The sequence below is a fragment of the Bradyrhizobium sp. CCGUVB23 genome, assembly GCF_024199885.1.
GTDB lineage: Bacteria > Pseudomonadota > Alphaproteobacteria > Rhizobiales > Xanthobacteraceae > Bradyrhizobium.
In genome coordinates this window covers 8,827,721-8,851,335 of sequence record NZ_JANADQ010000001.1, presented here as the reverse complement: position 1 = coordinate 8,851,335, position 23,615 = coordinate 8,827,721, and the positions used below count along the sequence as shown (strand labels likewise).

Annotated in this window: 19 protein-coding genes; 11 read left to right on the top strand and 8 right to left on the bottom strand. The window is 65.1% G+C overall.

Translation table 11 applies throughout. The features are described 5' to 3' along the window. Window positions 1–180: 180 nt before the first annotated feature. Window positions 181–471, top strand: coding sequence for a succinate dehydrogenase assembly factor 2 (locus NLN62_RS41425; RefSeq protein WP_027523417.1), 291 nt, complete (start codon window positions 181–183; stop codon window positions 469–471). Then, window positions 468–3,986, top strand: coding sequence for a transcription-repair coupling factor (gene mfd, locus NLN62_RS41420; RefSeq protein ID WP_254112466.1), 3,519 nt, complete (start codon window positions 468–470; stop codon window positions 3,984–3,986). Before NLN62_RS41425 ends, mfd begins: the two co-directional genes overlap by 4 nt. 155 nt (window positions 3,987–4,141) lie before the next feature. Here the strand turns inward: mfd and NLN62_RS41415 are convergent, their stop codons facing one another. The 3 genes from NLN62_RS41415 to NLN62_RS41405 form a co-directional block, all read right to left on the bottom strand. After that, entirely contained in the window at window positions 4,142–5,365 is a 1,224-nt protein-coding gene (locus NLN62_RS41415; protein ID WP_254112465.1) for a GGDEF domain-containing protein, read from the bottom strand. 85 nt (window positions 5,366–5,450) lie between these two features. Then, window positions 5,451–6,953, bottom strand: coding sequence for a class I adenylate-forming enzyme family protein (locus NLN62_RS41410; RefSeq protein ID WP_254112464.1), 1,503 nt, complete (start codon window positions 6,951–6,953; stop codon window positions 5,451–5,453). A 16-nt stretch (window positions 6,954–6,969) separates the two neighbouring features. After that, the gene (locus tag NLN62_RS41405) at window positions 6,970–8,805 is read right to left on the bottom strand and encodes an extracellular solute-binding protein (protein WP_035662575.1); all 1,836 of its coding nucleotides are present in this window, start codon (window positions 8,803–8,805) and stop codon (window positions 6,970–6,972) included. A 265-nt stretch (window positions 8,806–9,070) separates the two neighbouring features. On the opposite strand from NLN62_RS41405, the gene NLN62_RS41400 reads away from it, so the two are divergent. Beyond that, entirely contained in the window at window positions 9,071–9,904 is an 834-nt protein-coding gene (locus tag NLN62_RS41400; protein ID WP_254112462.1) for an invasion associated locus B family protein, read from the top strand. Between the two features lie 80 nt (window positions 9,905–9,984). Here NLN62_RS41400 and hspQ read toward each other — a convergent pair whose 3' ends face one another. After that, complete coding sequence (hspQ, locus tag NLN62_RS41395) at window positions 9,985–10,317, bottom strand: heat shock protein HspQ (RefSeq protein ID WP_027523411.1); 333 nt, start codon at window positions 10,315–10,317, stop codon at window positions 9,985–9,987. 106 nt (window positions 10,318–10,423) lie between these two features. On the opposite strand from hspQ, the gene NLN62_RS41390 reads away from it, so the two are divergent. Then, complete coding sequence (locus tag NLN62_RS41390) at window positions 10,424–11,377, top strand: AEC family transporter (RefSeq protein ID WP_027523410.1); 954 nt, start codon at window positions 10,424–10,426, stop codon at window positions 11,375–11,377. Window positions 11,378–11,426: 49 nt separating this feature from the next. Here NLN62_RS41390 and NLN62_RS41385 read toward each other — a convergent pair whose 3' ends face one another. Beyond that, window positions 11,427–12,611 carry a UbiH/UbiF family hydroxylase gene (locus tag NLN62_RS41385; RefSeq protein ID WP_254112461.1) on the bottom strand — a complete coding sequence of 395 codons (1,185 nt, stop codon included), beginning with the start codon at window positions 12,609–12,611 and terminating at the stop codon, window positions 11,427–11,429. A gap of 132 nt (window positions 12,612–12,743) precedes the next feature. On the opposite strand from NLN62_RS41385, the gene pcsA reads away from it, so the two are divergent. The 3 genes from pcsA to NLN62_RS41370 all read left to right on the top strand — a co-directional run bounded on the left by pcsA (window position 12,744) and on the right by NLN62_RS41370 (window position 15,255). Then, complete coding sequence (gene pcsA, locus NLN62_RS41380; RefSeq protein ID WP_371933081.1) at window positions 12,744–13,469, top strand: phosphatidylcholine synthase; 726 nt, start codon at window positions 12,744–12,746, stop codon at window positions 13,467–13,469. Next, the gene (locus NLN62_RS41375) at window positions 13,466–14,191 is read left to right on the top strand and encodes a TerC family protein (protein WP_254112460.1); all 726 of its coding nucleotides are present in this window, start codon (window positions 13,466–13,468) and stop codon (window positions 14,189–14,191) included. Before pcsA ends, NLN62_RS41375 begins: the two co-directional genes overlap by 4 nt. A gap of 89 nt (window positions 14,192–14,280) precedes the next feature. Then, window positions 14,281–15,255 carry a quinone oxidoreductase gene (locus NLN62_RS41370; RefSeq protein ID WP_027523406.1) on the top strand — a complete coding sequence of 325 codons (975 nt, stop codon included), beginning with the start codon at window positions 14,281–14,283 and terminating at the stop codon, window positions 15,253–15,255. Between the two features lie 60 nt (window positions 15,256–15,315). Here the strand turns inward: NLN62_RS41370 and NLN62_RS41365 are convergent, their stop codons facing one another. Together NLN62_RS41365 and NLN62_RS41360 are read right to left on the bottom strand one after the other, a co-directional pair. Then, window positions 15,316–16,512: an acetylornithine transaminase gene (locus tag NLN62_RS41365; RefSeq protein ID WP_254112459.1), complete on the bottom strand. Its 1,197-nt coding sequence runs from the start codon at window positions 16,510–16,512 to the stop codon at window positions 15,316–15,318. 383 nt (window positions 16,513–16,895) lie between these two features. Continuing rightward, complete coding sequence (locus tag NLN62_RS41360) at window positions 16,896–17,957, bottom strand: lipopolysaccharide assembly protein LapB (RefSeq protein WP_051389768.1); 1,062 nt, start codon at window positions 17,955–17,957, stop codon at window positions 16,896–16,898. A gap of 126 nt (window positions 17,958–18,083) precedes the next feature. Here NLN62_RS41360 and NLN62_RS41355 point away from each other — a divergent pair, with 126 nt between their 5' ends. Then, window positions 18,084–19,034, top strand: coding sequence for a hypothetical protein (locus NLN62_RS41355; RefSeq protein ID WP_254112458.1), 951 nt, complete (start codon window positions 18,084–18,086; stop codon window positions 19,032–19,034). An 84-nt stretch (window positions 19,035–19,118) separates the two neighbouring features. Next, window positions 19,119–20,381 carry a methyl-accepting chemotaxis protein gene (locus tag NLN62_RS41350; RefSeq protein WP_254112457.1) on the top strand — a complete coding sequence of 421 codons (1,263 nt, stop codon included), beginning with the start codon at window positions 19,119–19,121 and terminating at the stop codon, window positions 20,379–20,381. A 21-nt stretch (window positions 20,382–20,402) separates the two neighbouring features. On the opposite strand, the gene rimO is transcribed toward NLN62_RS41350, so the two are convergent. After that, the gene (gene rimO / locus NLN62_RS41345; RefSeq protein WP_027523400.1) at window positions 20,403–21,728 is read right to left on the bottom strand and encodes a 30S ribosomal protein S12 methylthiotransferase RimO; all 1,326 of its coding nucleotides are present in this window, start codon (window positions 21,726–21,728) and stop codon (window positions 20,403–20,405) included. A gap of 112 nt (window positions 21,729–21,840) precedes the next feature. Between rimO and NLN62_RS41340 the strand changes: the two genes are divergently transcribed. Together NLN62_RS41340 and NLN62_RS41335 are read left to right on the top strand one after the other, a co-directional pair. Next, window positions 21,841–22,431 carry an ANTAR domain-containing response regulator gene (locus NLN62_RS41340; RefSeq protein WP_027523399.1) on the top strand — a complete coding sequence of 197 codons (591 nt, stop codon included), beginning with the start codon at window positions 21,841–21,843 and terminating at the stop codon, window positions 22,429–22,431. Continuing rightward, on the top strand, window positions 22,428–23,597 hold the full coding sequence (locus NLN62_RS41335; RefSeq protein WP_254112456.1) for a CmpA/NrtA family ABC transporter substrate-binding protein: 1,170 nt from the start codon (window positions 22,428–22,430) through the stop codon (window positions 23,595–23,597). The genes NLN62_RS41340 and NLN62_RS41335 overlap by 4 nt, the downstream gene beginning before the upstream one ends. Window positions 23,598–23,615: the final 18 nt, after the last annotated feature.

The following is a 23,615-nucleotide window of genomic DNA, read 5'->3' as shown; positions in this document are numbered from 1 at the left end:
GCCCGTCATGCCCGGCTTTATGCCGGGCATCCACGGCTTTTTTCGTCGGCGAGCGCCCGGTCCATGATGGTTTGAAACCGCGCGCCGCGACAAGAAAGGGCTGACATCGGACGCCTCAGTCGCTATATCACCCCCGCCCGGCACGTCCGGGCTTTCGGCGTTGGACTGGATCTTACGAAAATGACGGGAACGACACGATCGAGCGGCGGCCTGGATGACCGGCGCAAGCGGCTTCTGTTCCGCTGCTGGCACCGCGGCACGCGCGAGATGGACCTGATCCTCGGCCGCTTTGCGGACGCCGAGATCGGCAATCTGTCCGAGGGCGAGCTGTCCGAGCTCGAGCGCCTGCTCGAGGTCAACGATCCCGACCTCTATGCCGCCATCACCGGCGACAAGGTGCTGTCCGCCGATGTAGCCGGCTCGTTGTTTGCCCGCATCAAGGCGTTTCCAATCGCGGATGGCAACGCATGAAACAGGCGTTGAAATCGCCAGCCGAGTTGCTGGCGCCCGGCCGCGTGCTGACGCTTGCCAATGTCGCCGAAGGCGCCGAGGGGCTCGTTGTCTCCGATCTTGCCCGCGCGATCGCCGCGCGGCCGAAGAAGCCCGCCGTCAGCCTCACGGTGATCTGCCGCGATGGTCCGCGCATGCAGCAGCTCGAGCGCGCGCTGCAATTCTTCGCGCCGGATCTGCCGGTGCTCCAGTTCCCGGCCTGGGACTGCCAGCCCTATGACCGCGTTTCGCCGCATGGTGGCATCCTGGCCCAGCGTCTGACCACGCTCGCGCGCCTTGCCTCGCTCACCGGCAGCGACAAGCCGCTGATCGTGTTGACCACCGTCAACGCCGTCGTGCAGCGCGTGCCCGCGCGCGACCTGGTCGCGGCCCAGGCGCTCTCGCTCGCGCCCGGAAACGTCGTGCCGATGGACACCATCGTCGCCTGGCTCGAGCACAACGGCTACAACCGCTCTTCGACCGTGCGCGAGCCAGGCGAATATGCCGTGCGCGGCGGCATCCTCGATCTGTTCCCGGCCGGGCTCGACCAGCCCGTCCGCTTCGATTTCTTCGGCGACAGCCTGGAATCGATCCGCACGTTCGACGCGGAGACGCAGCGCACGCTCTTGGACATGCGTTCGCTCGACCTGGTGCCGATCTCGGAATTCCAGCTCGTCACCGAGACCATCCGCCGCTTCCGCATGGGCTATGTCGCCGAGTTCGGCGCCCCGGAGCGGGACGATGCGCTCTATGAGGCCGTCAGCGAGGGCCGTCGCCATCCCGGCATGGAGCACTGGCTGCCGCTGTTCCAGGAGCGGATGGACACGCTGTTCGACTATCTGCAAGGCGCGGCGGTCGCGATCGAGCCGCAAGCCGAGGACGCGATTCGCGAACGCTTCAAGCAGATCCTCGATTACTACGAGGCGCGCCGCGATGCGCTGGAGCATCCAACCGGTGGTGCCGTCTACAAGCCGCTGCCGCCGGATCGGCTGTATCTGACCGAAGAGGAGTGGGCGAAGCGGGAAGGCGCCGTCCCGATGGTGCGGCTGACGCAGTTCGCGGTGCCCGCCGATGGCACCAGCGTCGTCGATGCCGGCGCGCGCAAGGGCCGCGACTTTGCGCCCGAGCGCAACGATGCCACCGTCAACGTCTTCGAAGCGGTGGTCGCGCATGTGATGGCCTTGCAAGCCCAACGCAAGAAAGTCGTCGTCGCGCTCTGGACCGAAGGCTCGCGCGACCGCATGACCTCGATGCTGCGGGACCACAAGCTGACGCATACGACCAGCGTCAATAGCTGGCGCACCGTTCAGGCGACGCCGCGCAACGAGACCATGCTTGCGGTGCTGGGCCTGGAGAGCGGCTTCGAGACCGACGAGATCGCGCTCATCAGCGAGCAGGACATCCTCGGCGACCGCCTGGTGCGGCCGCGCAAGGCGAGCCGCAAGCTCGACAATTTCATCTCGGAGGTGACGAGCCTTGCGGCCGGCGACATCGTCGTCCACGTCGATCACGGCATCGGCCGCTTCGTTGGCTTGCAGACGCTGGAGGTCGGTGGCGCGCCGCATGACTGTCTTGAGCTGCATTATGCCGCCGAGACAAAGCTGTTCCTGCCGGTCGAGAACATCGAGCTGCTTTCGCGCTACGGCTCCGACCAGACGACGGTCGAGCTCGACCGCCTCGGCGGAAGCGGCTGGCAGACCCGCAAGGCCAAGCTGAAGAACCGCATCCGCGAGATCGCAGGGGAATTGATCAAGATCGCTGCGGAACGCCAGCTCCACGAGGCGCCAAAGCTGCCGGTGCAGCCCGGCCTCTACGACGAATTCTGCGCGCGCTTCCCCTATGACGAGACCGAGGACCAGCTCGGGGCCATCGAGTCCACGCTGAAGGATCTCGAAAAAGGCCGTCCGATGGACCGCCTGATCTGCGGCGACGTCGGCTTCGGCAAGACCGAGGTGGCGCTACGCGCCGCCTTTGCCGTCGCGCTCGAAGGCAAGCAGGTTGCCGTGGTGGTGCCGACCACGCTGCTCGCCCGCCAGCACCACAAGACCTTCACCGAACGCTTCCGCGGCTTCCCCGTGGAGGTGTCGCAGGCCTCGCGCCTGATCCCGACCAAGCAGCTCAACCAGGTCAAAAAGGGCATTACCGACGGCTCGGTCGACATCGTGGTCGGCACCCACGCGCTGCTCGGCAAGGCGATCAAGTTCCGCGACCTTGGCCTCCTGATCGTCGACGAGGAGCAGCACTTTGGCGTCAGCCACAAGGAGCGCCTGAAAGCACTCCGCTCCGAGGTGCACGTGCTGACGCTGTCGGCGACGCCGATCCCGCGCACGCTCCAGCTCGCGCTCACCGGCGTGCGCGAGCTCTCGATCATCGCCTCGCCGCCGGTCGACCGCCTCGCGGTCCGCACCTTCGTCGCCCCGCATGATCCCCTGATGATCCGCGAGGCGCTGCTGCGCGAGCGCTATCGCGGCGGTCAGGCGTTTTATGTGGTGCCCCGCATCGACGATCTCGCCGAGGTCAAGGACTTCCTGGACAAGAACGTGCCGGAGATGAAGGTCGCGGTCGCGCACGGGCAGATGCCGCCCGCCGTGATCGAGGACATCATGACGGCGTTCTACGACGGCAGGTTCGACATCCTGCTCTCGACCACGATCGTCGAGTCCGGCCTCGACATTCCCAACGCCAACACGCTGATCGTGCATCGCGCCGACATGTTCGGTCTTGCCCAGCTCTATCAGCTTCGCGGCCGCGTCGGCCGGTCGAAGCTGCGCGCCTATGCGCTGTTCACGCTGCCGGCACAGCAGAAGATCACCGCGCAGGCCGAGCGCCGGCTTACCGTGCTGCAATCGCTGGAGACGCTCGGCGCAGGCTTCCAGCTCGCCTCGCATGATCTCGACATCCGCGGCGCCGGCAATCTGCTCGGCGAGGAGCAGTCGGGCCACATCAAGGAGGTCGGCTTCGAGCTCTATCAATCGATGCTGGAGGAGGCGATCGTCAACCTCAAGGCCGGCGTCTCCGAGCCCGCGGCCGACCGCTGGTCGCCGTCGATCACGATCGGCATGCCCGTGCTCATTCCGGAAGACTACGTCGGCGACCTCTCGGTGCGGCTGTCGCTCTACCGGCGGCTTGCCGATCTCGACACCGAGGAGGAGATCGAGAACTTTGCCGCCGAGATGCGCGACCGTTTTGGCGTGTTGCCCGACGAGGTGCGCTATCTCTTCAAGATCGCGGCGATCAAGGCCTATTGCCGGCGCGCCAATGTCGAGAAGGTCGATGCCGGCCCGAAGGGCGCGGTCATCGTCTTCCGCGACAACTCCTTTGCCTATCCCGACCGCCTGGTGTCGTTCATCCGCAGCCACGGCGAGGCTGCGAAGGTGCGACCCGATATGAAGGTGGTATTCTTCCAGGACTGGGAGACTCCGGAGGAGCGTCTCGTCGGCACCACGGAAATCATGCGTCAGCTCGCGCAGCTCGCCGCGAGCAAGAAGGCGGCGTAGCTGTTGATGTGATGTTGTAGGGTGGGAAAGGCGCGTAGCGCCGTGCCCGCGATCTCACGATGAGTGCGACAGAAGAGGTGGGCACGCTTCCGCCTTCGCTCTTCGAGCTACGGCGGACAAGTCGCTTTGCCCACCCTACGGCATCGAGAGAATGGTTACGACGCCGCGCGGGACGGGTCCGCGCAGAGCCGTGCGAGCAGGGATCTCGCGTTATCCGACGGTGATAGCGAATCCACGCTGACCACGGGCTCGCTGCGCGGCTCGCGCTTGCCGTTGGAGGTATGGCGCATCACGGCGGAGAGGCGGCGGGCGATCATGTGGGCGGTACGGAAATCGGTCTCCGCAAACACCACGATAACAGAGCCATCCTTCTGCGCGACGCCAAAATCCATCTGCCGCATCAACCGGCTCAGGATCCGAGCGGCATCCAACTGCGCGCGTGGATTGCGGGCATCGAAAGCAAAGCGCGCCACCGACAGACCGCCGCCGCGGGCCAGCGTCTGCTCGACCGCTTTGGAGAAATCGCGGGCAAAGGTTTCCGGCGTTAGCAGGCCGCTGCGCGGATCGAGCCAGCCGCCGGCGTCGATCGAGCGCAGCGTACGGCTGAACTGTGCCTCCATCGCGTGCTGACGGATCAGCGGCAATGCGTTGGCTGCGATCTGTGCGGGCTCGCCGGGGATGAGCTCGAGGTTCGGCAGGTCGTAAGTCTGGGTGAGCTGATGCGCAGTGACGATCACGGGCATGTTGCGGAAGCGGGTGTCTTCCGCAAGCACCGTGAGGAAGGCATCCGCGACACGCGCAGTAAAGCCTTCGGCGAGCACGACCCCGTCGATGTCGCGGGTGTTGAGATGCTTTGCTGCGGCTTCGATGCTGAGAGCTCCGATCACGCCCATGCGCTCGCCGAGCGCGACCGACAGCGCCGGATAGGCGGAGCCGCGGCCGATCAGCAGGACGGTGGCATCGCGCGCAGGGTCGGAGTCGGGCAGCGAGACCTTTGCCTCGGGCAGGCGGCGCAACACGGTCGCGTGCAGCGTCCGGACGCGCATCGCGGCGCGCAGCCGCGCAATGAGGCGGTCGGAATTGTTGCCGCGCAGCGTGAACGGCAGTGCGTTATGCGGCAGGGAGGCCTGGGGATCGACGATGATCAGTGGCAGATAGAGCGTCTGGGCCGCGATCGCCTTTGCGACCGTGGCAAGGTGCGGCTCATGTCCGCCGGCAAGCGCCGCGACGACAGCGGCGGGCTGGACCTCTTCGACTGCGCGTGCAGCGCTCGCCCAATCGCTGTCGATGACGGGAAAAAGCCGGGCCTCGTCGAGCGCCGAAATGAAGGCCGGCCGTTGGGCATTGGAGACAAAGACGATCGGGCCCGCCTGGGACATCTCAAGCTCTGATTACGCACGCGAATGCCGCGCAATCTAGTTCGGCCGCCTTAATGCCCGGTCAACGGAAGCGATGAAAGGCGCTTCAACTGGGCCCGGTGCGGTCGCGAAACGCCTCAACCATCAGGGGGTTAAGCCCGAGTTCGCTGAGTGCTTCGCGGGCCCTTGCATTGTCCTGGGCGCGCCCGGCCAGACGGTGCCCGGAGAGCCGGTCGGGCAGTGCCGTGAGCAGGGCGCCCTGGCCGAGCCGGCGTGCCCATTCCTGCAAGTCGTTGGACAGGAACCGGTAGCCGCCGACGGCCATGATACCGGAGGGGGGCGCTGTGATGCAGATCGCGCCGCTCGGACGATCGAGCCGCGCGGCGTAGCCGGTGTCGACATAGTCGCGCGGCGGCTGCGCGATTAGCGTCTCGCCCACCGGTTGCGGCGGGGCATAGGCCGCGATCGGCACCATCGGCCCGCGCAGGCCAAGCGTGCCCTTCGGCGTCAGCAGGATCTCGCCGGCGACCGAGGAGCCGGACTGCTCCCGCGGCGCGCCATGCGGCCCCGGCATCACCGCCACGGGCATGCCGTCCTCGCCGCGCCGGGCCCCGAACAGGCCGGCCTCGCCGAACAAATAGACGTCCGTCAGTGGCGCATGCGGCGCGATCCAGGCATCGCTAGCCGCGACCTGCTCCGGTGCGCGCCACAGGCCGACGACGTTGCGCAAACTCGGCATTCGCGCCGCGAGATCGGCCTCGCCGAGCCGGAAGGCGAGCGGGGCGGGTGCGATCAGCACCTCGCAGCCCTGCTCGTTGACTTGCTGCTCCAGCACCTCGCTGTCGAAGGGATGATGCAGCGCCAGCGTTCCGCCCGACAGCAGCCAGATCGCAAGCGAGGAGGCGAGGCCGGCAAACGACATCGGCGTGAACGCCGACATGATGGTCGCGCCCTGCGGAATGTCGGCTTCGAGCGACATCGCGAGCCCGCCCGCGATGATGCTGAAATGCGGTCGCGGCACCGGACGAAAGCCTTCCGCAGTGACGTCGAAGGAGATCATCGCCGCCTTGCGGCCGTCCTGGATGACGCTGCGCGTCGTGCCGGGCGCGCGCGAAAGAACGTCGTCGAGCGAGACCATGCCTTCGGGCAGGTCGGTGCCGAAACCGCAGACATGACGGATGGAGAAGGCTTCCGCCGCGGCATGCATGGCGAGATCGGCGTAGATGACGCCGTCGACCTTGCTCATGGTGACGATCGCACGCGCCGCGGTGCGGTTCAGCGCCGCGGTCAGCTCCGCGTGCCGCCACAAGAGCGGCAGCACGGCGACGACGAGGCCGGCGCGCTGGGCCGCGAGCACCGTGAGCACGAACTCGACGGTGCTCGGCAGCTGCACGGCGATGACGGAGTTGGCGGGCAGGCCGGACTCGACGAAATGGGCCGACAGCGCCTCGATCGCCCGATCGGCTTCGGCATAGGTCAAGCGCCTGGGCAGATGCCCGGTGATGCGAATCTTGTTGAGGGGATCGAACAGCGCAGGCCCATGCGGCTGACGGGCCAGCGTCCGTTGGAACAGCGTGTCGAGCGTCGGCGATACGGCTGGCTGGTTCACGGCATCACGTCGCTTGCTAGTGGCCTTGTTGCTTGCTCGGGGCGTCCGCCTTCTGCCACCAGGTCTCCGGCAGATAACCGGACAGCGCGGTAGCCGATGGCCGTTCTATCCGATTCCAGCGCGCGATCCATTGCTCCGATACGTTAAACAGGGGGATCGTGTAGAAGCCGGCGATCAGGGCGCGGTCGAGCGCCCGGACGGCGGTGACGAAATCGGCGTGATCACGGGCCTCCAGCAGGGCTGCGATCATCGCGTCGACCGCCGGGTCCTTCGCGCCCATGTAGTTGCGGGTGCCAGGATTGTCGGCGGCGGCGCTGCCCCAGTAGAACGACTGTTCGTTGCCCGGCGAGAGTGACTGGTCCCAGCGGTTCTGGATCATGTCGAACTCGTAGCCGAGCCGGCGCTGGTCGAACTGCACCGGATCGACCGCACGCACGGTTGGCTCGATGCCGGCGCGCTTGAGGTCACGAGCAAAGGCGAGCGCAATGCGCTCCTGGTCGCGCGTCGTCACCAGGATCTCGAAGGTGAAGGGGGCTTTCGTTGCGCGGTTACGCAGCACCGTGCCGTCGAGATCGTAGCCCGCCTCCGACAACAGCTTCAGCGCCGCGCGCAGCGTCGCGCGGTCACGCCCGGAGCCATCGGTCACCGGCAGGCGATAGCTGCCGTCCATGACGTCTGGCCGGATCTGCGCCGCGAATGGTTTCAGAAGTTCCTGTTCGCGCGCGTCGGCGGGGCGGCCATAGGCCGACAGATCCGAGCCCGCGAAGTAGCCGGCCACGCGCGAATAGAGCCCGAAGAAGTAGCTGCGGTTGACCAGCTCGAAGTCGAACAGCAGCGTCAGCGCCTGGCGCACGCGGATATCTGCAAACATCGGGCGGCGGGTGTTGAACACCAGGAATTCCGAGGGCTGCGGCACACCCGGCTTGATGGTGTCGCGGATCACTTCGCCGCTTCTGACGGCGGGAAAGTCGTAAGCGTCGTGCCAGCGCAGCGGTTCGGTCTCGACGCGAAAGTCATAGAGGCCGCGCTTGAAGGCTTCGAACTGGCCATTAGCCTCGCGATAATAATCGAGCCTGATCTCGTCGAAATTGTAGAGGCCGCGATTGACCGGTAGGTCGCGGCCCCAATAATCGGGGTTGCGGGTCAGCGTCACGCTGGTGCCGGGCTTCACGGCCGTGACGCGATAGGGGCCCGAGCCGACTGGACCGGACATCGTCGTCTCCTCGAAGGTCGCAACATCCACGGCGTGCCTGGGCAGGATCGGCATCAGCCCGAGGATCAGCGGCAGTTCCCGGTCATTGGCCCCGGCAAGATCGAAGCGGACGGTGAGGGGATCCAGCGCCTCCGCCTTGGCGACCTTGGCGTAATATTGCCGGTGGTTGGGCCGGCCATGGTCGCGCAGGAGTTGCCAGGAGAACAGCACGTCGTCGGCCGCGACCTGTGTTCCGTCTGAGAACCGCGCGCGCGGATCGAGGTGGAATGTCACATAAGTCCGGTCGTTGTCGGTTTCGACCGTCTTGGCGAGCAAGCCGTACAACGTGAAGGCCTCGTCATTGCCGCGCGCCAGCAGGCTTTCGACGACGTAGCTGCGGACCTGCTGGACCGCGATGCCCCGGACGATGAAAGGATTGAGGCTGTCGAAGGTGCCAAGCGCCGACCAGATCAGCCGGCCGCCCTTGGGCGCATCGGGGTTGGCGTAGGGCATATGCGTGAAATCGGGCGGTAGCGCCGGCTTGCCATGCATGGCAATGGCGTAGCTTTCGGCCGCTTTTGCCGGAACGGACGTCAAGCCCGCAAACGCAAAAGTAAGCGCCACGCAGGCCGCGGCGGCTAAGCGCGCGCTCTCAGACATGAACAACGGCGCGCAGCATGATTCGGGGACCGGTCACGCCCAAACCCTAGCATAGGCCTTCGTCTTAAGCCTCTCTGCCCACTTCAAACATGCTTGTCGGCATTGATCTTTTCGTCCGCCACGTTAAGAAGGCGGGCAATCGCGCAGGAGCGCCGAACTTGTCACGTTTCCGCCTCTATTGATGGGGAGACAGCCGCGCAAGGCGGCTCGGTATCGGTGCTTAGGAGCGGTTCGGGCACTTCCCGTTCAGAAAGGGTTTTCCGCAATGAATTTCCGTATTTTGGCCGCGTCGGTCCGGCCGCGCGGGCGCCTTCTCGCCCTGTTGACGGCCTCGGCACTGGCAGTTCCGTTCGCCGCCCAGGCTCAGACCGCAACGCCTGCTCCGGCGGCGCCGAAGGCTGCTCCGAAAGCAGCGCCGAAGGCAGCTCCCAAGGCGCCTGCGCCCGCCGCACCGGCACCGCAGGCCCAGGGCCAGGCACCCGCCGCCGGCGCTCCGCCGGCCGGCGCTCCGCCGGCCGGCGCGCCGCCTGCCGACCAGCAACAGCAGCAGGTCCAGCTGATCTACGCGCCCTGGACCAAGTTCTGCCTGAAAGGCCAGGACGCCAACGCCAAGCAGGTCTGCTTCACCGGCAAGGACGGCCGCATCGAGTCCGGCCAGCCCGTGATCGCCGCGGTGATCATCGAGCCGGAAGGCGAGCCGAAGAAGATCCTTCGCGTCACGCTGCCGCTCGGCATGCAGCTCGTGCACGGCACCCGCATCATCGTCGACAACAATCCGCCGCTGCAGAGCCCGTACGTGATCTGCTTCGCCAACGGCTGCATGTCTGACTATGAAGCGACGCCCGACCTCATCAGCAACCTGAAGAAGGGCCAGAACCTGGTGGTTCAGGCGATCAACGCCAATGGCGCGCCGCTGACGCTCCCGCTGCCGCTGGCCGGCGAGTTCGCCAAGGCCTATGACGGTCCGCCGACCGATCCGAAGGTGTTCGAAGAGAACCAGAAGAAGCTCCAGGAAGAGCTTCAGAAGAAGGCCGACGAGCAACGCAAGAAGCTCGAGCAGAGCGGTCAGGCGACGCCGGCACCTTCGGCGCAGAAGTAATCGGGCCGACGCAAGAACACGAAAAAGGCGCTCGATCGAGCGCCTTTTTTATTGGCTTGGTTGGCCGAATTCGTAAGGGATCAGTTGAGCGACGGATTGCGCGGGCGATAACCGCCCGACTTGTCCTTCACGAAGATCTCGGCGACCTGCGAATGCCGGATCGGCTCGCCGGAATCGTCGGGCAACAGGTTCTGCTCGGAAACGTAGGCGACGTATTCGGACTCCGCGTTTTCCGCGAGCAGATGGTAGAACGGCTGATCCTTGTGAGGCCGGACCTCCTCGGGGATCGACAGCCACCATTCCTCGGTGTTGTTGAATTCCGGATCGATGTCGAAGATCACGCCCCGGAACGAGAAGATCCGGTGGCGCACGACCTGTCCGATCTGGAATTTGGCGGTCCGGGCTTTAATCATGCTTCGTCGATAGACCAGGATTGTGGCCGATGCTAGTGCCCTTGCCTGGAATTAACCCGCGGAGGGCGGGCGGATAGCCTCGATTACCTTAGAAATCACTTCATAAATGGTCGATATCCTCAATCTAGCTCTACCTTATTTCGGTCTGATCTTCGTCGGTTTCGCCTGTGGCAAGGCCAAGTCCCTGCCGGAATCGGGCCTCGCCTGGATGAACTTCTTCCTGCTCTACGTGTCGTTGCCGGCGCTGCTTTTTGCAATCATGTCGAAGACGCCGTTCTCCGAGCTGAACAACCCGCCGTTTCTGGTTGCGACCACGCTGTCGACGGTTGCAGCGTTCAGCATCGCGCTGGTGGTCGGGAAGGTTCTCGGCCGCTTATCGCTGCGTGAGGCGACGCTTGCGGGGCTCTCCGGCGGCTACGGCAATATCGGCTATATGGGCCCGGGGCTTGCGCTCGCGGTGCTCGGACCGAAGGCTGCGGCGCCCACCGCGCTCATCTTCTGCTGCGACAGCATCTTCCTGTTCACGATCGTACCGCTCCTGATCGAGCTCTCCGACCGCGATCATCCCTCGATCCTGCACGCCTTCGGCGTCGTGCTGAAGCAGATCCTGCTCAACCCGCTGATCATGTCGGCCTGCTTTGGCGCGGCCGTCGCGGCACTCCATATCGAGCTGCCGGTCGCGCTCGATCGCACCATCACCTTCCTGCAAAATGCCGCCGCGCCGACCGCGCTGTTCGTGCTCGGCGTCACCGTGGCGCTGCGGCCCTTCGATCGCGTGCCCTGGGAGGTGCCGGGTGTGATCGCGGTTAAGCTGCTGATCCATCCTCTCGCATCATTCACGCTGATGCTGGCGTTCGGCCCGTTCGCGCAGCCATGGGCCGCGACTGCGGTGCTGATGGCCTCGCTGCCGCCGGCGCTGAACGTGTTCGTCATCGCGCGCCAGAATGACGCCTGGATCGAGTCCGCCTCGGTTGCGGTGCTGCTCGGGACGTTTGCGTCGGTGGTCACGCTGACCAGCGTGATGTGGTTTATCCAGACCGGACGGCTGGCGTTTCCGTGAACCACGGCTGGTGCCGCCAAACTACCGGCGCCAAATTACCGTCGCCAAGTTACCGTCGCCACGTCGGTGCGAGCCCCTCTCGCATCGCGAGGCGCCGCAACGGGCCGATGGCGCCGAGCAGGTGCATGCCGACAGCGCGGACCGGCTGCAGCGGCAGGAAATCGTTCAGCAGTGAACGGTTCGCCATATCGATCATGAAGGTACGGCTCAAGATGTCCGGACGGCGCGCCCAGTCGTAGCGCTTGAGCACCTCATCCGCACCGGGATCGCGGCCGGCCGCGATCCCCTCTCCAGCGAGCCTGGCGATATCGGCGGCATCCCGCAGGCCCAGATTGAGGCCCTGCGCGCCAATCGGGGGAACCACATGGGCGGCTTCGCCGACGAGGGCGATGCGGTCGCAGGCGAAGGATTTCGGCCGCTCGATCGCCAGCGGAAACAGGTTGCGGCCCGGTTCCACGCGCATCTGGCCAAAGATGAAATGCGATTGCTTCTCGATCGCCGCCGAGAGCTCTTCGTCGCTCAGCGCCCTGAGCCGCTCGGCTTCCGCAGGCGAGGCGACCCAGACGATGCTGCAACGATCACCCGGCAGCGGTACGAACACGCAGGGGCCGTGCGGGGTATGGAACTCGGTCGAGACGCCCCGATGCGGCCGGGAATGGCTGACGTTGAAGGTCAGCGCGGTCTGCCTGAGATCGCGCCGCGTCACGTCGATGCCGGCGGCCTCGCGGCACAGCGAATGCCGGCCGTCGGCGCCGACCACGATGTGCGCCGTCAGATATTGCCCCGCGGCGGTGTGGATCGCGACATCCTCGGCCTCGGTGAGGACGCTGTCGGCCTCGTCATCGAAGCGAACGAGATTGGCCAGCTCGGTGGCACGCGCCTCCAGCGCCAGCATCAGCGAGCGGTTGTCGATGTTGTAGCCGAACGCGTCGAGCCCGATCTCATGGCAGGAGAACCGCACCTCCGGCGCGCGGATCAGGCGGCCGGTATCGTCGACGAGCCGCATCGCCTCGAGCGGCGCGGCCTTGTCGCTGCAGCGCGACCAGACCCCGAGCCCGTCCAGGAATTCAACGGAGCCGCCGAGCAGCGCCGTGGTGCGGTTGTCGGAATAGGGCGCGCGCCGCGCCACCAGCGCCGTGCGTGCGCCGGTCTCCGCCAGCGCGATGGCCGCGGCGACGCCCGCCGGTCCACCGCCGATCACGGCCACGTCAAAAGGTGCTGCTAGATCTGTCATGACCGGACATTTGACATGCCCGGCGGCAAATTCAAGCCGCTTGTTTCGCGCGAATTTGTCGCGAATTGCGCGGCCGGATGTCGCCGCGGCTTATGTGCAAATCGTTCTCATTCTGATAGCACTGCGCCAGCCATGGACACCCCGCAGGATTCTCTCAACCCCACGCCGGCCGCCCGCGCCGCGGCCTTCTCCGTGCATATCTTCACGGCGTTCGGCGGCGCTGTAGCGCTGCTGGCGATGCTGGAGGCCGTGCGCGAGCATTGGGCGGCGATGTTTCAATGGCTCGGCGTCGCCCTCATCATCGACGCGATCGACGGGCCCATCGCGCGCAGGCTGAACGTCAAGGACGTGCAGCCGAACTGGTCGGGCGACGTGCTCGACCTCGTGGTCGATTTCGTCACCTACGTGTTCGTGCCGGCCTATGCGATTGTGGCGAGCGGCCTGTTGCTGCCGGTCGCGGCGCCGTTGCTCGGCGTCGCCATCATCGTCACCAGCGCGCTGTATTTCGCCGACCTGCGCATGAAGGCCGAGGACAATCACTTCCGCGGCTTTCCGGCACTGTGGAACGCCGCGGCATTCTATCTGTTCCTGCTGCACTGGTCGCCGCTATGGTTGACGCTGCTGGTGGCAGCGCTGGTCGTCCTGACCTTCGTTCCCTTCCACGTGCTGCATCCGGTACGCGTGGTGCGGCTGCGCTGGCTCACCATGTCGCTGATCGTGATCTGGGCCGCGCTCGGTCTCTACGCGCTGGAGATGGATTTCCAGGTCGGTGCCGCCACGAAGGTCGCGCTGTGCGCGATCGCGCTCTGGATTGTCGGCAGCGACGCCGTGATCAGGATGGCAAGATCCTTCGCATGATGCATCTCATCACCAGCCCGGAAGCCTGGGCCGCGCTTCTCACCCTGACTTCGCTCGAGATCGTGCTCGGCATCGACAACGTCATCTTCCTGTCGGTGATCGTCTCGCGCATCCCCGACAAGCAGGCGCACCGCGCCCGCCAGATCGGGCTCGCGCTGGCCCTGGTGTTCCGCATTATTCTGCTCAGCGTCCTGGTCTGGCTGATCGGCCTGACCCAACCGGTGTTCTTGCTCAAAGGGTACGATTTCTCCTGGCGCGACCTCATCCTGATCGGCGGCGGCCTGTTCCTGATCGCGAAAGCGACCCACGAGATCCATGCCGAGGTCGATGCGGATGACGAGGAGGGCGAGGACAATTCCGGCCGCCGCGCCTTCCTCTGGGTGATCGCCCAGATCGTCGTCATCGACATCGTGTTCTCGCTGGATTCCATCATTACTGCCATCGGCATGGCGCAGGACCTGGAGATCATGATCGCCGCCGTCGTGATCGCCTGCCTCGTGATGTACATTTCGTCCGGACCGGTTGCGCGGTTCGTTGCCGAGCATCCCACCACCAAGATGCTGGCGCTGGCATTTTTGGTGCTGATCGGCGTCGCGCTGGTGGCGGACGGATTCAAGTTTCACATTCCGCGCGGCTACATCTACTTCGCCATTGCGTTCTCGGCGGCGGTCGAATTCTTCAACGTGCTGGCCAAGCGCAATCGCAAGAAGGCCAGCAAATAGGCGGGTTTGTCCGGTCCGCTTCTTGCGTCGAGTTGACAACGCAGGCGTGATGGCTTTCGCTTGCACCAACAAGAACGAGGAGGTCGGTGATGACCAAAGCCGTCCGCGTGCACCAGGTCGGGGGTCCCGAAGCCCTGGTCTATGAGAGCGTCGACGTGCCGGCGCCGGGACCGGGCGAGGTGCGTATCCGCCAGCACGCGGTTGGGTTGAACTTCATCGACGTCTATTTCCGCACCGGGCTCTACAAGGCCCCGGGACTTCCCTTCATCGCCGGCAACGAGGCGGCGGGCGAGGTGGTCTCCGTCGGGCCCGGCGTGACGAATTTCCACCCCGGCGACCGCGTCGCCTACTACCACAATCTCGGCGCCTACACCGGCGAGCGCAATATCCCCTGGGAGAAGCTGGTCAAGCTGCCCGACCACATCACCTACGAGCAGGGCGCGGTGCTGATGCTGAAGGGGCTCACCGTCTGGTATCTCCTGCACAAGACCTTCAAGGTCGAGCCGCATCATCGCGTGCTGATCCATGCCGCTGCCGGCGGCATCGGCCTGCTCGCCTGCCAATGGGCGAGGTCGCTCGGGGCGCATGTCATCGGCACCGTCGGCTCGCGTCAGAAGGCGGAGCTTGCCGAGGCCAATGGCTGCGACCACGTCATCCTCTACAACGAGGAGGATTTCGTCGCGCGCGTGAAGCAGATCAGCCGTAACGAGGGCTGCGATGTCGTCTATGACGGCGTCGGCAAGGCGACTTTCCCCGGCTCGCTGTCCTGCCTGAAGCCGCGCGGCATGTTCGTCTCCTTCGGCAATGCCTCAGGCCCCGTGCCGCCGTTTGCGATCGCCGAGCTCAACAATCACGGCTCGCTGTTTGCGACACGGCCCAAGCTCAACGACTATATCGGCAAGCGCTCGGAATTGCTGGAAGGCGCCGACACGCTGTTCGCCGCCGTGATCAGCGGCAAGCTGCACGTGCCGATCAACCACGCCTATGCGCTGAAGGATGCGGCGAAAGCGCATATCGATCTGGAGAGCCGTGCCACCACGGGCGCGTCGATCTTGAAGCCGTAGGGGCGTCGTCATTCCGGGTTCGATGCTTCGCATCGCCCCGGAATGACAAGTTTGTGGCTCTCACGCCACCCTTCGCGCTGCGCCGGCCTTGGTCAAAATCGCATCCAGGCAATCGATCATCTCGGCGATCTCCTCGCGCGTTACGTTGAGCGCCGGCATGAAGCGCAGTGTGTCGACCTGCGGCGCATTGAGGAGGACGCCCTCTTCGAATGCCTGCGCGACGATCGCAGATGCGATCGGCAGTTTCAGGTCGAGCGCCAGGAGCAGGCCGCGGCCGCGCACTTCGCCGAGGCCATGCCGCGCCGAGACCTTCTGCAGCTCGCTCTCGAGCAACAGGCCGGTGTCGGCGACGGCCTTCAAAAATCCCGGTTTGCCGATCTCGTCGAGCACGGCGAGCCCAGCTGCGCACATCACGGGGTTGCCGTTGAACGTGCCACCCTGATCGCCATGCTCGAAGCATGAGGCGTGCTCGGTCGCGAGCAGCGCGGCGAGCGGCACGCCGCCGCCGATGCCCTTGCCGAGCGTCATGATGTCCGGCGCAATCCCGGCATGCTCGTAATGGAAGAGCTTTCCAGTCCGGCCCATGCCGGTCTGGATCTCGTCGAAGATCAGCAACAGGCCATGGGCCTTGGTGAACGCGCGCAGGTCCTGCAGGAACTTGTCGGTCGCCGGCCACACGCCGGCCTCGCCCTGGATCGGCTCGACCATCACGGCCACCGTGTTCGCGGTGATGAGCGCTTCGACGGAGGCGATATCGTTAAGTGTCGCCTTCTTGAAGCCTGAGACTTTCGGCTCGAACAGTGGCTCAAAGGCCTTCTTGCCCGACGCTGACATGGTGGCGAGCGTGCGGCCGTGGAAGCCGCCCGCGAAGGTGATGATCTCGAACGCGCCGCCCTTGTGCACGCTGCCATATTTGCGCGCGAGCTTGATGGCGCCCTCATTGGCCTCCGCGCCGGAATTGGCGAAGAACACCTGGTCGAAGCAACTGTTCTCGACGAGCGCCTGCGCAAGCTTGAGGCTCGGCTCGTTGTAGAAGGCCGGGCTCGGCGTCAGCAGCCGCTTGGCCTGAGCCGCAAGCGCGTGGGCGACCGCCGGCGGCGAATGGCCGAGGCAGTTGACCGCCCATCCCTGCACGAAATCGAGATAGCGCTTGCGGCTGTCGTCCCAGAGGTAGGAGCCCGCGCCGCGGACGAACACGGCCTTCGGCCGCGCGGTGATGTCCATCAGCGCATCATACGGATGGGTAGCGTTGGTCATGTCAGACTCCTCTTGGGCAGGGACAATCTTCGGGAAAAAGACGCGCGAAAAAGCGAAGGCCGCACTTTGCGGGTGCGGCCTTCACGAAAACTCTGCTGATTTCAAATGTTCAGCGGCGTCGTCGGACATGGCGCAACCCATCATCGTCACGGGTGCGACGACGGAAAGCTGCGCGGCGATGGGTCCGAGAAGAGATCATGGGGCGCGGCCATACAGCCGAAGGGCAGGGCTTGTCAAGCCGGTTCGCGAGCAACGACGGCCCAATGCTGCGCCGGCTCTAGCTGAATCGCGGCGACTCCTCCGCGTCGTCATTGCCCCAATCGGCATCGGCGATCGACTTGTCGATCAGCTCGCCGCGCAGGAGCGCGAGTTGCGGTAGCGGACTACTTGATGCCCCAGCGCACGAACTCGTCGGCGACTCCGAACCAGATCGATTTCCCGGAAGCCGCATCGCTGTTGGCGCCGACGACGTCGCCCTTCTTGCGCTTGGCGATGCTGCGTCCGTAGAACGCAATCGCGAGGTTCGGATTGATCTTCAGCGCGGCATCAAAGCCACTGATGGCTGCATCGAGATCGCCGAGCTTCAGGTGGCAGAACGCTCGGTTGTCGAGTGCGAAGGCATCATCCGGGCTCGTCCGCAGCGCCTGGTCGCAATCGGCAAGCGCCGCCTGCAATTGCCCGACGATCGCACGCAGCATGCAGCGCGCTCTGAACCCGTTGGGAACGGTCGGGTCGACGTCGATCGCGCGATCGTAGTCCTCCAGCGCGCGGGCGTAGTCGCGCCGATCGAAATAGACATTGGCGCGACTGAAGTAGGCGTCTCCCGACGCCGGATCGAGCTTGATGGCCTGATTGTAGTCAGCGAACGCGTGGTCATAGTCTCGCTTGGCCATATAGGAGTTGCCGCGAAAGCTGTAGAACGACGCTTCATCGGATTTGAGCCCGATCGCACGATCGTAGTCGGCGAGTGCATGGTCGTGGTCGCCCAGGTCGGCATAGGCAACGCCGCGATAGAACCAGACGGCAAAGTCGTCCGCCTTGAGCTCGCCGGCGCGATTGAGATCGGCAATAGCTCGTTCCGGATCGCCGTTGCGCCGATAGGCGTGGCCGCGGTTGAGGAGGGCCACTTCATCCGATGGGTCGCGCTTGATCACCTCGCTGAAATCCGCGATCGCACGTTCATTGTCGCCCGAAAGGAGATAGGCGGTGGCGCGGCTGAGATAGGCTTTTGACGTGTCCTGCGGGGGTGGATTGGCTTGCAGGACGGCCGTGCAGCCTTCGATGCGCTCGTCGAAGCGGATCATTTCCTTTGTGAAGCACTGTTCGCGCAGCTCGGACGGTGAGGGCGTCTGCGCCTCCGTCGAGGTGGTAGCGGCGAGCGAGGGCACCAGCAGCGCGAGAACGGCCGCAAAAGCCCTGAGATCAGCCCAAAAGTCAGGTTTCATCGATCGCGTCCGCGCCGAACCATTTTCACGCCCGCGTGTTTGTACCAATCAGGCGCCGTTTGGTTCGAACCGGGCCGGCGACCTGCGCGACCAAGTAGACATCTTCATTCCGTCAGGCGCGCCCCCTTGTCCGATCCCTCCTATTGCATCGATGTCGACAGCATCCGCCGGGCCTTTCCACCCGGCACCGAGGTGCCAGCCCTGCTGCTGGATTTTGCAGGCTGGCTCGAGGGGCGCCCGTGGGGCAGCGTCGGCTGCTTCGATCTGCGCGGGCAGTTCGCCGATACCGCTCCGGTCTTCGACAGCAGCCCCTTGCGCGACAAGTTCGCTCTGTTCATGCGGCTACCGGACGGCTCGGCCGTCGGCGCCTGGTATGGCGAGGGCCTGGACAGAGCCGATCCGCCCATCGTCGGACTTGGATCGGAAGGCGAATACGACATTCTCGCGCCGTCGCTGCCACGGCTGATCGCCAAGCTCGCTCGCCAGGAGTTCCAGCGTACCTGGCATGATCTGGCGCCTCACGAAGAGGTGGAATGCGAGACCGTCGAGCTTGCGCAGTGGCTGGCAAGGCGATTTTCCGATGTCGGGCTGACGCCACTGGAAGAGGCGTTATCGGAGCTGCCTGACTTTCGCGGCTTCGTCGACAGATGGAGCAGGGAGCGCGAGACCTATTGGGCGAACCATCCCATGATGGCCGAGCTCGGCTGGCGCCTCGCTGCGCATCTGCCGAAAGGAAAAAATCCCTGGGACAAGACACGGTTCGAAGTCGCGATCGTCGGCGCGCAATATCAGGCGCGCGTCATGCGTGCCGGTCCGCAGTCGTTCAAGGAGGAGAAGGCGATCGAACCGTTGCTGCGTGAGTTGCGCGACGACATGCGCCGCGCGCAGCCGGAGCTCGGGCTTTGGTATTCGATGGATTTTGGCCTCTACGCCGACGGCCGCGTCATGCCGCGCTTCGACTATGACGAGCGCCCGACGATCGACGACGTCCCGGCGGAGCTGTCCGAGGCGAAATCCGATCTCGCCCGTGCGCCGCGGCCGGAGCGCTGGGTGCCGACCTGGCTTGCTGCCGACTGACCTCGGCCCGAACGGCTCGCGACCATTAAGTCTTTGGTTAATATTCTCTTGCTATTCACTGTCCGCTTCGAATGGGGGGAGCGGATGAGATTCTTCGGGCGGCAGACGAGCCAGGATCGCGACGGCCAGATCTGGCAAGCAGTTTTCGAACGTTCGGTTGATGCGATCATGGTCCTGGCGGGACCCAAGATCATCGCCTGCAACGAGGCCGCGGTCAGATTTGGCGGCTATCGCAGCAAGGCCGATCTGTTGTCCCGGTCGCCGGCCGATATGGCTCCCGAATTCCAGGCGGATGGCCGCCGCTCGTCGGAGTGCGTCAAGGAGACGCTCGCGCGGGCGATGAAGGACGGCCACGCCCGCTTCGAATGGCTCACGCGCCGAGCGGATGGGCAGATGGTTCCGGTGCAGGTCACACTCGTTCCCGCGGAGATCGATGGCCAGCCCGTCGTCATCAGCTATCGGCGTGACTTATCGGAGCTGATTGCAGCGCGGGAAGAGAAGAAGCGCGCCATCGCCAAACTTGCCGGCGAATTCGAGGAAACCATCGGCTCCATTGCCAATGCCGTGTCGTCGGCTGCCAAGGACGTAGAGGTGACTGCGGGCTCGTTGAGCTCGACTGCCGAGAGCGCTGCGCAACGCGTTTCGACCGTCGCGGCCGCATCGGCCGAGGCGTCGACCAATGTTCAGTCGGTGGCCGGTGCGACCGAAGAACTGTCGAGCTCGGTTGCCGAGATCAACCGTCAGGTCACGACCTCGTCGAGCATTGCTGCCGAAGCGGTGGAGGCCTCCGCACGTACCAATGATCTCGTGAAGAGCCTGTCGGAGGCGGCAGCCAAGATCGGGGCGGTCACCGAGATGATCAATGCGATCGCAAGCCAGACCAATCTTCTGGCCTTGAACGCCACGATCGAGGCGGCGCGAGCCGGTGATGCCGGTCGCGGTTTCGCCGTCGTCGCTTCCGAGGTCAAGAGCCTGTCCAGCCAGACTGCCAAAGCCACCGAAGAGATCAGCGCCCATATCAGCGCCATGCAACGTGCAACGGACGATACTGTTGCAGCCATCCAGGGAATTGGCGGGACGATCGGACAGATCAGCGATATCGGCAAATCGATTGCTATCGCCGTCGAGCAGCAGGGTCAGGCAACGCAGGAGATCGCGCGGTCCGTGAGCCAGGCGGCGGCAGGCACCAGCGGGGTCGCCGCAAACATCAATGCCGTCACGCGCACGATCGATGCCACGGGCACTGCTGCCAATGACATGCTCGGCGCTGCCGGTGAATTGTCACGGCATGCAGTTGCGTTGCGCGACAAGGTGGCCGGTTTCCTGAAGGACGTGCGCGCCGCGTAACGCGTCGCGCTCAGGTGAAGATCAGAATCCGGCGACGCTGCCGTGCAGATCGTAGGCACCGGCGCGCTCGATCTTGGCGGTGACGATCTCGCCGACCCGCAACGGGCGGCGGCTCGAGAGATACACCGCGCCGTCGATCTCCGGCGCATCCGACTTGGAGCGGCCCTTGGCAACGGTCAGGCCGACCTCGTCGATAATGACCTGCTGCCGGGTGCCGACCTTGCGCTTGAGCCTGCGCGCGGAGATCTTCTGCTGGCGCGCCATCAACGCGTTGTAGCGCTCCTGCTTCACCTCATCCGGCACGGCGCCGGGCAGAGCGTTGGAGGTGGCGCCCGCGACCGGCTCGTATTTGAAGCAGCCGACGCGATCGATCTCGGCTTCATCAAGCCAGTCGAGCAGATAGGCGAAGTCCGCATCGGTCTCGCCGGGGAAGCCGACGATGAAGGTCGAGCGCAAAGCGAGATCGGGACATTCCTCGCGCCAGCGCTTGATCCGCGCCAGCGTCTTGTCCTGCGCCGCCGGTCGCTTCATCGCTTTGAGGACTTCGGGGCTCGCGTGCTGGAAGGGAATGTCGAGATAGGGCAGCACCTTGCCCTCGGTCATCAGCGCGATGACCTCGTCGACATGCGGGTAGGGGTAGACATATTGCAGCCGGACCCAGGCCCCTAGCTCGCCGAGCTCGCGCGCGAGATCGAGGAATCTGGCGCGGACCTGGCGTTCCTTCCACGGGCTCTCGGCATATTTGACGTCGACGCCATAGGCCGAGGTGTCCTGCGAGATGACGAGCAGCTCCTTGACGCCGGCGCTGACCAGCCGCTCGGCCTCGCGCAGCACATCGTTGGCGGGGCGCGACACCAAATCGCCGCGCAGCTTCGGGATGATGCAGAAGGTGCAGCGGTTGTTGCAGCCCTCGGAGATCTTCAAATAGGCGTAGTGGCGCGGCGTCAGCTTGATGCCCTGCGGCGGCACCAGGTCGAGATGCGGATTGTGCGCCGGCGGCAGCGCCCGGTGTACGGCGTCCAGCACCGACTCGTATTGTTGCGGGCCAGTGATCGAGAGCACGCCGGGATAGGCCTGCTCGATCTGCTCAGGCTCGGCACCCATGCAGCCGGTCACGATCACCTTGCCGTTCTCGGCCATGGCCTCACCGATCGCCGAGAGCGATTCCTGCTTGGCGCTGTCGAGGAAGCCACAGGTGTTAACGATGACGATATCCGCCCCGTCATGCTTGCGGGCAAGCTCGTAGCCCTCGGCGCGCAGCCGCGTGATAATGCGCTCGGAATCCACCAATGCCTTAGGACATCCGAGCGAAACGAAGCTGACCTTGGGCGCAGCCGTCTGATCCATACCTAAATCTGCCTGATTGACCGCTTGCAGCTAGTCCCAATTGCCCACAATTACAACCCTTTGCATGGGGCGCCGGCGTGCTATGGATGCGTCGCCGGGGGTGAGTTGAGCGATGAGCGCCGAACAGTCGCCTAAAATTGTGATTGTCGACGAAAGCCCGATCCGGGCCGCGATCCTCGAGGAGGGGTTGCGGGAGGCGGGCTTCACCCAGGTCGTGCATATCAGCGAAATGCAGAGCCTCCTGGCGCGCATCTATGCCGTCGACCCTGATATCATCCTGATCGATCTGGAAAACCCCAGCCGCGACGTCCTGGAACAGATGTTCCAGGTGAGCCGCGCCGTGCGCCGGCCGATCGCGATGTTCGTCGACCAGAGTGATTCGGCCTCGATCCAGGCCTCCGTGGAGGCGGGGGTATCCGCCTACATCGTCGACGGGCTGAAGAAAGAGCGCATCAAGCCGATCCTCGACCTCTGCGTGTCCCGCTTCAACGCCTTCGCGAAACTCCAGGAGGAGCTGGAGCGCACCAAATCGCAGCTCGAGGACCGCAAGATCATCGAGCGTGCCAAGGGCATCTTGATGCGGGTGAAGGGCCTGACCGAAGACGAGGCCTACGTGCTGATGCGCTCCACCGCGATGCGCGAGAAGAAGAAGATCGGCGAGATTGCCCAGTCGATCATCACCGCGTCGGAGATGCTGAAATGACCGGACCACTCCGCATCGGGTTCATCCCGCTGGTCGATGCCGCCGCGCTGATCGTTGCCGTCGACAAGGGGTTTACCGCGGCCGAAGGGCTCGAGGTCGAGCTGGTACGCGAGGTCTCCTGGTCGAACGTCCGCGACAAGCTCAATATCGGCCTGTTCGATGCTGCGCATCTGCTCGCGCCCGTCGCGATCGCGTCTTCACTCGGGCTCGGCCACGTCAAGGTCCCGATCGCGGCACCATTCAACCTCGGCATCAACGGCAACGCCATCACGGTCTCGCCGCCGCTCCACGCTGCACTGATGGAGGAGATCGATGGCGACCGCTTCGATCCGATGGCGACCGCCAAAGCACTCTCGCGCGTGGTGGCGAAACGGCGCAAGGCGGGAGCTGAACCGCTGACCTTCGGCATGACCTTCCCGTTCTCGACGCACAACTACCAGCTCCGGCTCTGGATGGCGGCGGCCGGCGTCGATCCCGACGAGGACGTGCGCCTCGTGGTGCTGCCGCCACCCTACATGGTCGACAGCCTCGCCAACGGCCATGTTGATGCGTTCTGCGTCGGCGCGCCCTGGAATTCGGTCGCGGTCGATCTCGGCGTCGGCCATATCCTGCATTTCGTCTCCGACATCCTGGTCCGTGCCGCGGAGAAGGTGTTGGCCATGCGCCAGGCCTGGGCGGAGAAGAATCCGGACGTCGTGGCCGCGCTGGTGCGTGCCGCGGAGAAGGCCGCAGCTTTCATCGAGCATCCCGACAACCGCGACGAGACCGCGCGCATCCTGGCGCAGCCGGAGCGGATCGGCGTCGATGCCGAAGTGATTCAGCGCACCCTGGGTGGCCGCCTGAAGATCTCGCCCGACGGCACGCTGCGTGAGAGCGGCCGCTATCTCCTGGTCGGCCGCGAAGGGGCAGGGCGGCCGGAGCCTGTCCAGGCTGCCTGGCTCTATGCGCAAATGGTGCGCTGGGGGCAGACCGCACTCAGCGAGGCGGCGCTGCGGACCGCCATGGGTGTGTTCCGGCCCGACCTCTATGACGCCGCGGTGGGGCAAAGCGGGGGCGGCAAGGACGTTGCCGGCGAGCCGTTTGGCGCCTTCGACGGAGCGGCTTTCGATCCCCAGGATCTGGCCGGTTATCTTGCCTCCTTCGAGGTTGCGCACCGCACCCGTTAGGCGCTGCCTACATAATGG